Raw genomic sequence first — 13,199 nt, 5'->3', positions numbered from 1 at the left:
CACATCCGTGGCTCCGGATCCGGCGTACCTTGGGGATCATGCCTGTGCCGAGCGATCCGCATCCCCACCTCCAGTCGTACGCCGACCCGCAGCGCCTGGTCACCACCGAATGGCTGGCCGAGCACCTGGGCGACGAAGGGCTCGTGGTTGTCGAGTCCGACGAGGACGTGCTCCTCTACGACACCGGCCACATCCCCGGCGCCGTCAAGGTCGACTGGCACACCGAACTCAACGACCAGGTCACCCGCGACTACCTGGACGCCGCGAGCTTCGCCGAGATGTGCGCGGCAAAGGGCATCGGGCGGGACGACACGGTCGTCTTCTACGGCGACAACTTCAACTGGTGGGCCGCGTACGCCCTCTGGGTCTTCTCCCTCTTCGGTCACCCGGACGTGCGGCTGCTCGACGGCGGTCGGCAGAAGTGGGTCGCCGAGGGACGGGAGCTGACCCGGGACAAGGTGAGCCGGCCCCGCGCCTCGTACCCGGTGCCGGAGCGCGACGACGCGCCGATCCGCGCGTACCGGGAGCAGGTCATGGCGCACGTGGAGGCGGGGCGGCCGCTGGTGGACGTGCGTTCGCCCGGTGAGTACACCGGCGAGATGCTGCACATGCCGGACTACCCGCAGGAGGGCGCGCTGCGTGGCGGGCACATCCCGGGAGCGGTGAGCAAGCCGTGGAAGTCCGCCGCGAACGACGACGGCACGTTCAAGTCCGCCGACGAGCTGCGCGCGATCTATGCCGACCAGCTCGGGCTGAGCCCGTCGGACGACGTGGTGGCGTACTGCCGGATCGGTGAGCGGTCAAGCCACACCTGGTTCGTGCTGCACCACCTGCTCGGCTTCCCGCAGGTGCGCAACTACGACGGCTCGTGGACCGAGTGGGGCAACCTGGTGCGGGCCCCCGTCGTGAAGGGCGACCAGCCCGGCGGCCTGACGCGCTGAGCGTCCCGGCCGGTCCCGCCGTGCCGACGGTGGGGCCGGCCGGTCAGCGGGCGGCGATCGACAGGCTGCCGGGCACGTTGTCCGCCACCCGGTCGACAGCGCCGGTCTCGGGTCGCCACCGGGCCAGACCGGCGTCGTAGCGGAACAGCAGTTCGCCGTCGGCGGTCCAGCCGTACACCTCGCAGCACCCCTTGGCTCGGCCCTCCCGGCCCAGGTCGAGCAGGCGGGTCACCGCGCCGGTGCGGGCGTCCAGCACCGCCACGCCCTCGCCCCCGCTGGAGGTGCCGGCGCCACTGGCGGTGGTGGTCCATCCGGCCTGGCCGATCCGGTCGCCGCGCTGCCAGCCCCGCCCGTAGACCTCGTCCAGGCGGTAGCCGGGGGGAAGCGCCCCGGTGGTCACCGGCCGCCGCTCCGGTGTGCCGCCGGCGGCGGGGAACCGGCGTACGGCCAGGCCGCCGTCCCCGGACCAGCCGCCCACAGTGAGCAGGTCGCCGGACCGGTCCGGCTCGGGTACGACGAGCGTCCACGGATCGACAGCCAGCTTCCGCGTCGCTCCGGTGCGCCGGTCCAGCTCGTACGCGGTGTCGTTGTCCCCGACGATCAGCCGGTCACCGACCCAGACCACGTGCTCCAGATAGCCCGCGAGCGGATAGCGGCGGACCCCGACGTCGGTCAGGTCGACCACCACCACCTCGCCGGTCTGCGCGAACGCGGCGGTCCGGCCGTCCGGCGACAGGCTGCCCGGCTTGAGGGCCGTCGCCTCGTTGCCCCCGGCGTCGCGAGTGGGCGCGAGCGTGACCACGTCGAGTTCCCGGACGATGCCGTCGTCACCCAGCACCCGGACCGGGCCCGCCTCGCCGGTGGCCGGGTCGACCGGCTGGTACAGCGCCAGCGCCCGGCTCACCGGGCGGGCGGAGAGAGCGGCGCGGACCCGGTCGCCGAGCCGGCCGAGCGGGTCGCCCGCCTCGCCGAGCCGGTCCGGGGGCCGCTGCACGACCGGCGCGTTCGGGGCGGAGGTCACGGCCGGGCTGGGCGGTGCCGCGGGGGGCGGGCCGGAGTGGTGCAGGAGCGCCGTCGTACCGCCGCCGACCAGGACCACGGCGACGGCGGCGGCCGCGGCGGCGCGGCGGGCACGACGGACCTGGCCGGCCCGTTCCCATCCGGCGGCGGCCGGCCGGCTCGGGCGGATCTCCTCGGTGGCCCGGGTCAGCAGCCGGGTCAGCTCCGTCTCGTTCACGGGTTCACCTCCCTTCCGGCGGCCAGGCCGTCGCCGGATCCACCGGGTGCGGGCACCACGTCGCGCAGCCGGCGCAGCGCGTCGTGGCACTGGCTCTTGACGGTAGTCAAGGACCTATAAAAGCCAGCGGGGTCGGTTTCCAGGGATCGCGGCGGACGTCGGGTTTAGCCCACGAAGTAGGCAGGTCGGTGCGTGTCACTGTCGTACACCGTCTGGCCGTCGAAGTACCCCACGACGCGGCCGCGCGGGGAGTAAAGCCACTTGCCATCCCGCCGCGCCCACCAGGTACTGCCACCGACGATCCAGTAGTCGCGGCCATCTGATGTCCACGCGAATGGCTTCCCGCCGTCGTAGGCGTACAGCCAAGTCGTCATGGCATGGAGGGTAAGGCTGACGCCTGACATGTAGGCCGTTGGAGTTTGTCGGGTTCTTCCGAGAGGTTCGCCGCTGTGCCGGGGATCTACCCAGCGGCAGTCCGAGGCATTGCGTCATCAGACGACAAGAGGCTCTTCCACTCGTGATCGAGGATCGAGTACAGGAGGGAGTCCCTCCAGGCGCCGTTGGTGAAGACGTGGTCTCGGATGCGGCCTTCGGGAGTGAAGGCGAGTCGGGCGAGCAGGCGCTGGGAGGCGTGGTTGTCCGGGCCGCATGCTGCTTGGATGCGGTGGAGCCGCAGGGTGTTGAAGCCGAAGTCGAGCATGAGGGTGGCGGCCTCCGTGGCGTAGCCTCTGCCCCAGTCTCGGCGACGGATGGCGTAGCCGAGTTCGCCGCTGTGGTCGCGTCCGAGCCCTATGCGGATGAACCCGATGAGCAGGTCGGCGTTGTTGGCCACGGCGAGGTAGTAGTCCGGCCGAGGTTCTGCCTGCGCCCGCTCGATGTCTTGTGCCAGGCGTTCGGTCTGTTCTGCCCGGCTACGGGGCTCGAAGCTGAGGGTGCGGGTGACTTCGGGGTCGCCGACTACCGCCATCGAGGCGTCCAGGTCGTTGGTCCGGAACTCGCGCAGGGTCAGGCGGGGACCGGTGATCGTTACGGGGAACACGACGATGACGGTAGTCGGGTTGGTGTGTGTCGGTCAGGCGGGGAGGGCGGCGGCGGGGACGCGGCAGAACGCTTCGATCTCCTCGCGCAGGTGTCGTGCTACCGGGGATTGGGCGTGGTGCCGGCCGCGTAGCGCCTGGTGGACGCGGGTGGCGCTGGTGAGGATGCCGCCGATGCGCCGGTCGGGTTCGAGTTCGAGGACGGGAGCGAGTGCTTCTTTGGCGCCGTCGACGTGGCCGGCGTTGACGCGGGCGAGGGCGAGTTCGGCGCGGGCGCCTGCCTCGTCGCTGAAGGAGCGGTCTTCTGGGCGGCCGTGCTCGAACAGGTTAAGGGCGGCCAGCGCCTCGGACTGGGCCCGGTCGTGTTCGCCGTCGAGGTAGACGTACGTTCCCGCGGCGTAGTAGCTCTGCTTGGCCTGCGGGAAGGCGAGCAGGCCGCCGATGGCGTCAAGGTCGTCGGGTCGGTGGGCGGCTCGTTGGTCTGCGGCTCGTCCGAGTGCGTGGTTGGCGTCGTCGGGGGAGTTCATGAGCGCCCAGGCGCGGGCCTCCAGGGCGGGTAGCCACGACGTGACGGAGCCGGTGACGTTGGCGGCGTACTCGGCGCCGCTTTGTGCGTAGCGCACTGCTTCTTGGGGGCGGCCGGCCCAGTAGGCGATGAGGCTTTGCAGGCCGCGTGCCCAGGCTCGAAGTCCCTGGTGGTCGGCGTTGTCGGCGCACACGTACAGGGTGCGGGCGTGGGTCATGGCTTCGTGGAAGCGGCCGAGGTCTTGGCTTGCTTTGGCGATCAGGCCGGACACGACTCCGGCCAGCAGGTAGAGGTCCCGGCTCAGGGTCGGCTTCTGCCGGCCTTCCAGGAGTTGGAAGACGGCTTCCTGTTCTGCGAGGAGGTCGCTCATGATTGAGGCGAGCGGGTCGTGGATGTAGGCGTTGGCGAGGTGGACGACGTCGTCGCGGAGTTGGGCGATCGTCTCCGGGCCGACGTTGTCGATTTCAGCGAATGTGGCGAATCGTGCTGCGCGCCGCGTTGCCATCGCAACCTGCCTTTCTAGGGGGTCCGACGAGCGGCCAGGCTCGTCCGTTGGTGTGAGTGGTTCCGCCAGCGGAGTAGGCGAGGTGGGGCCGACAGGCGCAGCGGTGACCGCTCCGCTTGTCGGCGGCGCCGGCACCAGCCCGGCGGGGGCGGGTGCGAGCAGGTCGGCCATCGGGTAGCCCCAGAACAGGCGGGCCACGCGGCGTTGCGACGGGCGCGGAGCGGTCTGCACGTCACCGGCGATCCACCGCCTCAGCGTGCGCACGCTGAGGGTGGCGTCTTCGTCGTTGTCGCGTGCGCACCGTTCGAACCTCGCCACGATCTCGCTGTGGGTGCGCTCGTCGCGGTCGATGAGGACCGCGAGCAGCGTGAGTCTCTGTTCCGACATCCCCGGCCCCTTTCCGGACGGATCTAGCCATGACGGTAGGACCGTTCGCCGTGCGGCAACCAGTCCTGCGGGCCCCGGCTGGCGATAAGGCCGGTCGATGTCCCCCTTATGACAGCTCAACGGCAGTGATCCGGCCCGGCTGTGCGCTTCTAACGGCATGGTGCTCATCGCCAGACTCCGATGCAAGACCAAACGCATCTACGCGGCCACGCACCGTTGCATCCACCGACAGCAGCGTTGGGACAAGCTCTCGGCCCCCAGGGGCGAGCAGCGCCGCGTAAAAGCGCACGTCGAATGGGGTGAGGCAGATGTGCCACCGAGCTGCGTTGCTCGCGGAGCGTGTCGTGCGCTCGTCACCCTCACCGGCCACGCTCACTGTGTTCGGAGTTTCCCCGGCGGTGCGTGACTGCGGCTCCGCGCTGCCGGGTGATGAGGTGGCCGCGCCGCCAGCACGGCTGGGTGACCCGACGCCCGGTCTATTTGTCGGCGCGGCCTCCACCTCGGCCACGTCGGCCAGCGAAGGGCGACACAGGTCGATCGGCGTGCTGACGACGGCACGGCTGCCCGCAGCAGACGCCGAGTCAAGGCCGGGAGAAGGAGGTGAGAAACGCCGCGACGGACACCACTGCTCGTAGTGGCGGCCCTGCCAGCCGGCTAGCTCCGCAGGACCGCCCGACCACCGCAGACGGCCACATCCCACTTGGAGAGGAATTGCCGCGATGACGGTAGCCACTGCCGACCTTATCAAGGTCGACCTGCCCACGCCGTTCACCAAGACCTGGGAGCGCATCCCGGGCATCACCATCGACGGACCGACACTGACGATCAGGCCGGAGGAGTTCTTCTTCCGCTACGAGAACCCGAGCTGGCTGCTGTGCGACTGGCAGCGGGTCCGCGACGAGCTGCTCCCGGCGGTGGAGAGCGAAGACCTGACCATTGAGCAGCTCGTGCTGGACTTCGTCAAGGAGCACGGCTACTCCACCAGCGACCCGGCGCAGGTGCTGCGCACCGCGCACGACGTGTACGCCTACATGTTCCGCGAGGAGCACCTGCAGGACCCCGGGCTGGACTTTGTGCCCGACGGGACGCTGCGGATGCTGCGCGAGTGCGGCACCCTGATGGCGCTGAACCGGGTCGAGCTGGACGGGCATATCAGCAACGTTTCCCCTGCCTGGATGCTGTGCGCCGCTGCCCGGGTGGTCTACGATCTGGACAAGGCGACCGCTGAAGTGCTCGACGAGCTGTATCACGGCACCTGGTTCAACGAGTTGCGGCGACGCGAGAGCATCCTCGCGCACGCGGCTCTCGGCGGCAGGCTGGTCCACGCCTGCCAGGGCGCGCCCAACATGTCCGGCGGCTGCGTCGTGCCCTTCGGCACCGACGTCGAAGTCATGCGCCGCGAGTTGGCCGGCATGCGCGTGCCCTGGATCGAGCGGACCCTGGCCCCGCTGCGCTGAGACGAACCGGTGGCCGCGCGGCACCTGAAGCCGCTTCATCCTGCCCGTGCGGGCCACCTTCATCCGAACCGGTGGCCGCGCGCGGCGTCTCCCGCGCCGTGCGCGGCCACCCCGGGAACCATCTGAGGAGTGGTCGTGGCGATTGCCAGGGACACCAGCGGCCGGGTCGTGACGGTCCGGGACATGCTCGACGGCATCAGCACGTCGCTGAAGTACACCAACTATCAGCTCGACACGGCCGGCGTCGGTCACGAGCCCCACCCGTGGAACTGGACCGAATCCGTCGGCCACTTCCGCAGCGTGATGACCAAGGAAGCCGAACTCGCCGAGCACGTCGCCCGCGCCATCGACCGCTGGGTCAAGGCCAACCCCCACGCCGACGCGGCGAACCTGGCCGCGATGCGCGCCGCCTCCAAGGACCTCAAGGCCGCCGCCCGCAGCCTGGTCAACCTCGGCAAGAAGATGCGCAACGTGCAAGCCTGCCTCGACGTGACCAAGTCGTAGCCCTCATGCGCGCGAGCATCTCCACGACGATCAACCGGCAGGCGTGGGACCGGCAGGCGCGCCTCGCGTTGCCGCACGACCGACCGATGACACCCGGCCGGGTCGAGTGGACGCAGTACCCCGGCCACGGCCCCGGCACCGAGCTGTTCGGCGACATCCGCGGACTGACCATTGCCGAACTCGGCTGCGGCAACGGCGACAACCTCGCCCCACTGGCCGTGCGCGGCGCCCACTGCATCGGCGTGGACCTCGCACCCGCACAGATCAGTCGAGCGCGCACCCGCTGGGGACACCTGCCGATCCGGTTGCACTGCGGCGACGCGCGTGCCTTCCTCACCCGCACCCGTCCGCTGGACATCTGCTTCTCCATCTTCGGAGCGGTCGGCCTCTGCCCGCCCGAGCAGCTCCTGCCGCTGATCGCCCAGCATTTGCGTCCCGGCGGCCGGCTGTTGTTCTCCGTGCCCGACCCGCCTTGGCTCGGCCCACGCCGAGCCGTGATGCGACTGGCTGACGGAAGCCACGTGCCCGTCGCCCGATGGCTGTCCGGCCCGCAGGGCTGGAAGGCCGCCGTCCGCGCGGCCGGGCTGCGATGCCTGCACATCGAGGCAATCAACGCGCCGACCGGCGGCGACGGCACCTGCTGCCTCCTCGTCCACGCACAAAAGTCCGTTGGAGCATCCGATGCCTGAGCCGCTGCCCGCCAGCCGGACCCCGGCCTTCCCGAACCCGCCGGCTACCGCACCGCACACCTGCTGCACCATCTCCGCCGCCCGCCGAGGGCGGCCGACGAGACGAGTGAAGTGGTTCTTACCGGTGGGTGACGAACCGTTCGACCCCATCGGGCGCGGTCCTGCCAGCCCCGACAACAGCGGCGGGTTCCTCGCCGGCCCAGCTGGTGACGCCGGCGCACCGGCCGATCAAGCAGCCGCAGGCAACCCGGTCGTCTGGGCCACCCTCCTCGCCGTCGAGAACCAGTCGAGCACCGAAGGCGGCCTCCGGTGAACCCTCCCGACGACACCACCTACCAGCACTTCCCTCGCCATGTGCAGCCTGACGAGGGCGAGCGGCCCGCCCGGGTCGTCGGGACGGCACCGGCGCGTCCGGCGCGCCTGGCGGACGAGTTCTTCTTCGTCACCCATGACGACCAGACGGGTCGGCCACGCCTGCACGCCGCCGGTGTGGGTCTGGGGTTGGCCGCCGCGCTGCTGCTGGAGCTGCATGAGGCAGGCCGAGTGACCTTCGACCGCGGGCAGGTGCGGGTCCTGGACGCCCGGCCACCCGCGGACGCCTTGCAGCACCTGATCCTGGACCGGCTGGTGGCGGAGACGCAGCACTCCGCCACCCAGGTGTGGCTGGCCTTCGTCGCGGATACCGCTGCCGAGCAGGTCGCGCAGCGGATGTGGCAGGCCGGCAAGGTGCGGCCAGAGCAGACGCGGCGGCTGTGGCGCAACGGTGTCGTCTACCTGCCCACCGACATCAACACCGCCGCGTGGCCGTCCGCGCGCCTGTCGTTCAAGCTGCGCCGCTACGAGCAACTCGACCCGTTCGACCTGGCCCTCGCCGGGCTGGTGGCGCACACCGGCTTGGACCGGTACGTCCTCGACGGCGCCCCCTACGCCGCCGGTGCGCACCTGCGCGCGCTGCTGGACGGGGCTTGGCCGGCCCTGCGGGACCTGCTGGCCGATCTTGGCACCGCGATCGGGAATAGCGTTTTGACCCATCGCACCTGAACCGCCGCGCCCGACCCGCGCGGCTAACGCACCCCTCCACCCCCGATGGAAAAGAGACCTCATGACTCACAACCCGCCGGACACCGTGTCAGCCGTACTGGCGCGTGGCCGGCTCGGCATTCCCTCTGTGGTGTTCTTCGTCATCGCCGCCGCCGCACCGCTGACGGTGGTCGCGGGCGGCGCGACCACGGGCTACGCGGTCACCGGCGTGACCGGCATTCCCGTGGCCTACCTGCTCGTGGCCGTGGTGCTGGCGTTGTTCGCGGTCGGCTACGTGGCGATGTCGCGGCGGATCGTCAACGCGGGAGCGTTCTACACCTATGTCGCCCGGGGACTCGGCCGGCCCAGCGGCGTGGCTGCAGCGTTCGTGGCGCTGCTGGCGTACAACGCGATGCAGATCGGTCTGTACGGCGGCTTCGGCGCGGTCTTGGCCCAGTTCCTGCAAGCCCGCTACGGCCTGAACATCGACTGGTGGGTGTGCGCCCTGGCGGGCTGGGCCGTGGTCGCGGTGCTCGGTGTGCTGCGCATCGACCTCAACGGCAAGGTCCTGGCCGTCATGCTCATCGGCGAGTGCGCCGTCGCCCTGCTCTTCGACACCGTCATGCTCACCCGCCCCGCCGACGGCAGCCTCACGTTCAACACGCTCGCCCCGTCGCACATCGTCGCCGCCGGTATCGGAGCGGCGCTGGTCACCGCGATCACCGGATTCGTCGGCTTCGAAGGCACCGTCGTGTTCTCCGAGGAGACCAAGGACCCCCGTCGCACGGTTGCCCGAGCCACCTACATCGCTGTCGCGGTCACCGGCCTGCTCTACGGCCTGTCCGCCTGGGCCATGTCGGTCGCCACCGGACCCGACCAGATCGTCGCCGCCGCCCGCACCGAGGGCACCGACCTCATCTTCAACCTCGTGTCCCCGCACCTCGGCGACACCGTCGTCACCATCGGCCGGCTGCTGTTCATCACCAGCCTCTTCGCTGCCCTGCTCTCCTTCCACCACACGGTGGCCCGCTACCTGTTCGCCCTCGGCCGCGAACGCGTCCTGCCCACCGCGCTGGCCCGCACCAGCCGCCGCACCGGCGCGCCGAAGGCCGGCTCGCTCACCCAGAGCCTCCTCGCCCTCGCGGTGATCGGCGGATACGCCCTGGCCGGGGCGGACCCGATCGTGCACCTGTTCTTCTGGATCACCGTCACCGGCGGACTCGGCGTGCTCATCCTCATGACCGTCACCTCCGCCGCCGTCATCGGATTCTTCGCCACCACCGCCCACAGCGAAAGCCCGTGGCGCACCTGGATCGCCCCGCTCGCCGCTACCCTCGCCCTCGGCGCGATCCTCGCCGTCACCCTGCAGGAGTTCGACACCCTCCTCGGCGTCGACGCCACCAACCCGTTGCGCTGGGCGTTCCCCGCCGCCTACGCCGCCGCCGGCCTCGCCGGCCTGCTCTGGGCAATGCTCCTGCGCACCCTCCGACCCGACGCGTACGCCGCGATCGGCCTCGGCGCGGCCAGCGTCGCCGCGCCGCTGCGCGACCCCGCCCTCCGTCAACCCGTCTAGCCCCAGCGCAGGGAGTCCCTCGTGCCACCCACCACACCGGCGGTGACCGTCCGCCGCGCCACCCACGACGACGCCGCCGCGCTCACCACCGTGCTCGCCGAGGCGTTCATGCCCGGACCGGTCGGCGACTGGCTCATCCCCAACCTCGCCCACCGTCGGACCGTCCACCACCGCTACTTCGCCCTGATGCTGCACCGCGGCCTGCAACACGGCCACGTCGACACCACCACCGACCTGTCCGCCGTCGCCATCTGGTACGACCGCGCCCAACCGCAGCCACCATCATCCGCCGACTACGACCTCGCACAGGCCACCGACATCTACACACACCGATTCGCCCTGCTCGACGCCACCTTCGAAGCCGCCCACCCCCGCGAACCCCACCACTACCTCGCCTTCGTCGCGGTCGACCCCACCCGCCACCGCACCGGCATCGGCACCGCCCTGCTCACCGCCCACCACGACCTGCTCGACCACACCGGCACACCCGCCTACCTCGAAGCCAGCAACGCACGCAACCGCGACCTGTACCTACGCCTCGGCTACACACTCCAAACACCCATCACCCTGCCCGACGGCCCCACCCTCTGGCCCATGTGGCGGCCACCCACAATCTCGTAGGACCCAGTGCGCGACCCTCGCCAGCAGGTCCCGGCCCCGCCGGCTACGCAGGCCGGGCCGGGACCTGCACGGTGCCGCTGTCTCCGTCGAGCAGACCGAGCAGTCCAGCGGTGAACAGTTGCCGCCGCACGGCGGGCGGGATGTTGACCAGCCGCACGATGCCGCCGCGCACGTGCACGGCCGATGGCAGGCCACCAGCGTGCTGGTGGCGGCGGCATCGAAGCGGCCGAGGCCGGTGAGGTCGAGGTCGACGTCCCGGACGGTGTCGGCGCGCAGCGCGGCGAGCACGGCGTCGTACACGAGTCCGCTGGCGTCTGCGCCGAGGCGACCGGTCAGACTCAGGCGCACGAGCGGGCCCTCGCCGCTGGTGATGATCGTCAGGTCCATGATCCCTCGCTCCGCACCCCGCCGCCGGCAGGAGAGGGGGTTGCGAGCGCGGCGAGGTGCTGGGTGACACCTGAAGGTTACTCTGCGCGTCGGCGTGGCGTCTGAAAGCAATGAGCCGGCGGTGTCAATCGGCGAGGGGTGGCAGATCGATGTCGTCGTCGGTGTCGGGCAGCGGCACCCACCCCGGCCCGCCGGCGGCGGGCATCAGGTGCGCGGCGGCGGGCCGGGAGCGGGCCCAGGCGAGGACGGTCTCGCGGGTGCCCTCGACTTGATCGATGCCGGCGGTGTCGGCGGTGATCTCGTCGACCCATGTGGCGAACCAGACAATACGGCGGTGCAGGTCGCGGCCTTTGTGCACGTAGACGGTCCCGTAACCGGAGCACGGCTCGGCGAACATCTGCTCGGGCGCGATCTCCTGGTCACGCAGCTCAGGCGGCAGGCAGGAGGCGTGCTCGCGTCGGCGTGGGGTGTCCACGACCCGCATCGTAGTGTCGCCGCACGGCGCAGGTTGCCCCAGCGATGGATGCTCACTCGGCCGACGTTCGGGTGAAGGAGGCTGCGCCCGCCCCGGTGCGGGCGGGCGCAGGTCACGCGGCGCGTGGCGGTGCGGGTTGGTGCAGGCGGAGCAGGCGGGCGAGGGTGGCGGCTTGGTCGACGGTGGGGAGGCCGGCTTCGGCGGCGAGGGCTTGGATCTCGGTTTCGGTGTCGGGGTCGGTCAGGTAGCGGGCCATCGACAGCGTTCCCGGCAGAGCCGGAGGTTCGGTGTCGGGGTGTGCGGTCGGGGCCTCTCCGTCGGTTGTCCGCGTGGGCGGGGTCGGCGGCGACGGATGTGGTGCGTTCGCGCGTGATGTCTGGTCACGGCGTGTGGCCATGTCCCTCCCAGGACGGCTCGTGGCGTGAGGTCGACGTGTCGGGCCATGGGCGTCTCCTTCGCGGTGGTAGGAACTCGTTGACGATCGATCGCCGGATCGCCCAGCCTGCGGACGGCGGCGGGTCGGCGTCGGTGAAGGGCCGCGGACTGTAACTCCGGTTGCCGCGGAAGTGAAGACGTGCGCCACTCACAGCGACTCACAGCGGTAAGCGGCTGGTGTGGGTGGGCAGGGCGGTCGCGGGGTCTGTCGCCGAATTGATGTTCCATCAAACCCGGTGCGGAACATCGCGTCCGGTGACAGACGGTGACAGCTTGCGGGCACTGCCGCTGCGCTGCCGCCCGGCGCGTAACCCGGCCTGGTCGCCTCGGTGAGGGCCGCAGGGCGGGCGGTGACGGCTGCCCCGGGTTGGGGCGGGCGGGGGCGGGTTCGGCGGCGTGTGCGCGAGTGAGCCGCCCGTACGCGCGGGCCGTGTGCTCCGCCGCGCCCCCATCAGGCGGCCCGGTCTTCCTGGTCGGGCGCGGTGTGGGTGGGGAACTCGTTGTCGTGGCGCGTGTCGGTGTATGGCATGTCGATGAGGCGGTGACGGCCGCTGCGGTCGACCAGTTGCCAGACCTGCTCGGCGGGGCTTGCGTGCAGTGCGGCGCGCAGTTCGGCGGTGGTGGTGGCGAGGACCGTTTCCAGGCCGATGCCGGCGATGCGGTGGTGCAGGTTCGCCTCCCGTCGTGCGGAGGGGAGGTGGAACAGCACCGGCCATGCCCAGGTGCTCATCGTGTACAGCCGCTCGTACTTGATGACCTTGTCGATGAGGACGTGCAGGTGTTCGAGCCCGGTGTCGTACTCGAGGAAGAACGGCACGGACCGTCCCCGCTCGGTCCACACCCCGGCGCCGTCGGGGCGGGGGAAGCCGGTCGCTCCGGCGATGATGATCTGCGGGTCGCCGCCTTCGCGGTAGAGGGTGCCGGGTTCGTGGTAGGCGGATGCGGGTTGCCAGCGGACCAGGCTGGTGTCGGGGTGGGTGCGGGCGTGGGCGGCGAGGTCGATGAAGACCTGGTTGCCGCCGAGCAGGTGCGGCAGGTCCGGCCGCGAGGTCAGGGACTGTTTGCGGCGGCGAGCCTGGTCCCGGCGTGGCCGGCCGAGTCCGCGTTGGGCGTGGACGTGGTCGTAGCCGAGCTGGTCCAGGACGTAGTGGTAGGGGTGCGAGCCTCCATCAGGCTTGTTGGGTCGGAACCGGTCGACTGCCCGCAGGGCGGTGAGGCGGCGCAGCCGGCGTTGGGTGAAGTCCAGCGATGGGAACAGGGCGGCGGCGATCTGGTCGGTGGTGAGCACGCCGTGGTCGTAGAGCCAGCCCAGGAGGCGGTCGTCGCGGGCGGTGATGCTGGCCTGCAGGCGCAGCAGTGGATCGGCGGTCGGTAGGTGTTTACCCATGAGCGCAAGCCCCTGGGG

General features: G+C 70.9%; 16 protein-coding genes and 1 pseudogene. 8 read left to right on the top strand and 9 right to left on the bottom strand.

The window, feature by feature from the left end; all coding sequences use genetic code 11:
* The first annotated feature begins 38 nt into the window (after positions 1–38).
* Entirely contained in the window at positions 39–941 is a 903-nt protein-coding gene (locus AMK25_RS05160) for a sulfurtransferase (protein WP_073826969.1), read from the top strand.
* A 43-nt stretch (positions 942–984) separates the two neighbouring features.
* Here AMK25_RS05160 and AMK25_RS05155 read toward each other — a convergent pair whose 3' ends face one another.
* The 4 genes from AMK25_RS05155 to AMK25_RS05140 form a co-directional block, all read right to left on the bottom strand.
* Positions 985–2,178, bottom strand: a complete 1,194-nt coding sequence (locus tag AMK25_RS05155; protein WP_073826968.1) for a hypothetical protein — start codon at positions 2,176–2,178, stop codon at positions 985–987.
* A gap of 164 nt (positions 2,179–2,342) precedes the next feature.
* On the bottom strand, positions 2,343–2,552 hold the full coding sequence (locus AMK25_RS05150; protein WP_143194673.1) for a hypothetical protein: 210 nt from the start codon (positions 2,550–2,552) through the stop codon (positions 2,343–2,345).
* 86 nt (positions 2,553–2,638) lie between these two features.
* The gene (locus AMK25_RS05145; protein WP_073826966.1) at positions 2,639–3,217 is read right to left on the bottom strand and encodes a GNAT family N-acetyltransferase; all 579 of its coding nucleotides are present in this window, start codon (positions 3,215–3,217) and stop codon (positions 2,639–2,641) included.
* A gap of 33 nt (positions 3,218–3,250) precedes the next feature.
* Positions 3,251–4,633, bottom strand: coding sequence for a hypothetical protein (locus AMK25_RS05140; protein ID WP_073826965.1), 1,383 nt, complete (start codon positions 4,631–4,633; stop codon positions 3,251–3,253).
* Between the two features lie 719 nt (positions 4,634–5,352).
* On the opposite strand from AMK25_RS05140, the gene AMK25_RS05135 reads away from it, so the two are divergent.
* The 7 genes from AMK25_RS05135 (at position 5,353) to AMK25_RS05105 (ending at position 10,497) form a co-directional block, all read left to right on the top strand.
* The gene (locus tag AMK25_RS05135) at positions 5,353–6,090 is read left to right on the top strand and encodes a hypothetical protein (RefSeq protein ID WP_073826964.1); all 738 of its coding nucleotides are present in this window, start codon (positions 5,353–5,355) and stop codon (positions 6,088–6,090) included.
* Positions 6,091–6,225: 135 nt separating this feature from the next.
* Complete coding sequence (locus AMK25_RS05130) at positions 6,226–6,594, top strand: hypothetical protein (RefSeq protein WP_073826963.1); 369 nt, start codon at positions 6,226–6,228, stop codon at positions 6,592–6,594.
* Between the two features lie 5 nt (positions 6,595–6,599).
* Positions 6,600–7,283: a class I SAM-dependent methyltransferase gene (locus AMK25_RS05125; protein WP_073826962.1), complete on the top strand. Its 684-nt coding sequence runs from the start codon at positions 6,600–6,602 to the stop codon at positions 7,281–7,283.
* Positions 7,284–7,407: 124 nt separating this feature from the next.
* Complete coding sequence (locus AMK25_RS05120) at positions 7,408–7,596, top strand: hypothetical protein (protein ID WP_073826961.1); 189 nt, start codon at positions 7,408–7,410, stop codon at positions 7,594–7,596.
* Positions 7,593–8,324, top strand: a complete 732-nt coding sequence (locus tag AMK25_RS05115; protein WP_241826237.1) for a GOLPH3/VPS74 family protein — start codon at positions 7,593–7,595, stop codon at positions 8,322–8,324. The genes AMK25_RS05120 and AMK25_RS05115 overlap by 4 nt, the downstream gene beginning before the upstream one ends.
* A gap of 61 nt (positions 8,325–8,385) precedes the next feature.
* Complete coding sequence (locus AMK25_RS05110; RefSeq protein WP_073826960.1) at positions 8,386–9,876, top strand: APC family permease; 1,491 nt, start codon at positions 8,386–8,388, stop codon at positions 9,874–9,876.
* Between the two features lie 21 nt (positions 9,877–9,897).
* Entirely contained in the window at positions 9,898–10,497 is a 600-nt protein-coding gene (locus tag AMK25_RS05105; RefSeq protein WP_241826236.1) for a GNAT family N-acetyltransferase, read from the top strand.
* Positions 10,498–10,540: 43 nt separating this feature from the next.
* On the opposite strand, the gene AMK25_RS32940 is transcribed toward AMK25_RS05105, so the two are convergent.
* The 5 genes and pseudogenes from AMK25_RS32940 to AMK25_RS05085 all read right to left on the bottom strand — a co-directional run bounded on the left by AMK25_RS32940 (position 10,541) and on the right by AMK25_RS05085 (position 13,181).
* Positions 10,541–10,669: a hypothetical protein gene (locus AMK25_RS32940; RefSeq protein WP_274534139.1), complete on the bottom strand. Its 129-nt coding sequence runs from the start codon at positions 10,667–10,669 to the stop codon at positions 10,541–10,543.
* Positions 10,670–10,683: 14 nt separating this feature from the next.
* Positions 10,684–10,884, bottom strand: a pseudogene (locus AMK25_RS33175) (STAS domain-containing protein); the annotation flags it as partial.
* Positions 10,885–11,008: 124 nt separating this feature from the next.
* Entirely contained in the window at positions 11,009–11,359 is a 351-nt protein-coding gene (locus AMK25_RS05095) for a hypothetical protein (protein WP_143194672.1), read from the bottom strand.
* A gap of 112 nt (positions 11,360–11,471) precedes the next feature.
* On the bottom strand, positions 11,472–11,615 hold the full coding sequence (locus AMK25_RS32605) for a hypothetical protein (RefSeq protein WP_238432884.1): 144 nt from the start codon (positions 11,613–11,615) through the stop codon (positions 11,472–11,474).
* 630 nt (positions 11,616–12,245) lie between these two features.
* Positions 12,246–13,181, bottom strand: coding sequence for a replication-relaxation family protein (locus tag AMK25_RS05085; RefSeq protein WP_073826955.1), 936 nt, complete (start codon positions 13,179–13,181; stop codon positions 12,246–12,248).
* Between the last annotated feature and the right edge of the window lie 18 nt (positions 13,182–13,199).

Origin of the sequence: Micromonospora sp. TSRI0369 (assembly GCF_001905625.1) — a bacterium.
GTDB classification, from domain to species: domain Bacteria; phylum Actinomycetota; class Actinomycetes; order Mycobacteriales; family Micromonosporaceae; genus Micromonospora; species Micromonospora echinospora_A.
Note: the sequence above shows the minus strand (reverse complement) of the source record. Positions and strands in the feature narration are given on the sequence as shown.

Coding starts and splice junctions, on each gene's coding strand:
- AMK25_RS05160 (WP_073826969.1), top strand. CDS start 39: ATGCCTGTGCCGAGCGATCCGCATCCCCACCTCCAGTCGTACGCCGAC.
- AMK25_RS05150 (WP_143194673.1), bottom strand. CDS start 2,552: ATGACGACTTGGCTGTACGCCTACGACGGCGGGAAGCCATTCGCGTGG.
- AMK25_RS05140 (WP_073826965.1), bottom strand. CDS start 4,633: ATGTCGGAACAGAGACTCACGCTGCTCGCGGTCCTCATCGACCGCGAC.
- AMK25_RS05135 (WP_073826964.1), top strand. CDS start 5,353: ATGACGGTAGCCACTGCCGACCTTATCAAGGTCGACCTGCCCACGCCG.
- AMK25_RS05125 (WP_073826962.1), top strand. CDS start 6,600: ATGCGCGCGAGCATCTCCACGACGATCAACCGGCAGGCGTGGGACCGG.
- AMK25_RS05110 (WP_073826960.1), top strand. CDS start 8,386: ATGACTCACAACCCGCCGGACACCGTGTCAGCCGTACTGGCGCGTGGC.
- AMK25_RS32605 (WP_238432884.1), bottom strand. CDS start 11,615: ATGGCCCGCTACCTGACCGACCCCGACACCGAAACCGAGATCCAAGCC.
- AMK25_RS05085 (WP_073826955.1), bottom strand. CDS start 13,181: ATGGGTAAACACCTACCGACCGCCGATCCACTGCTGCGCCTGCAGGCC.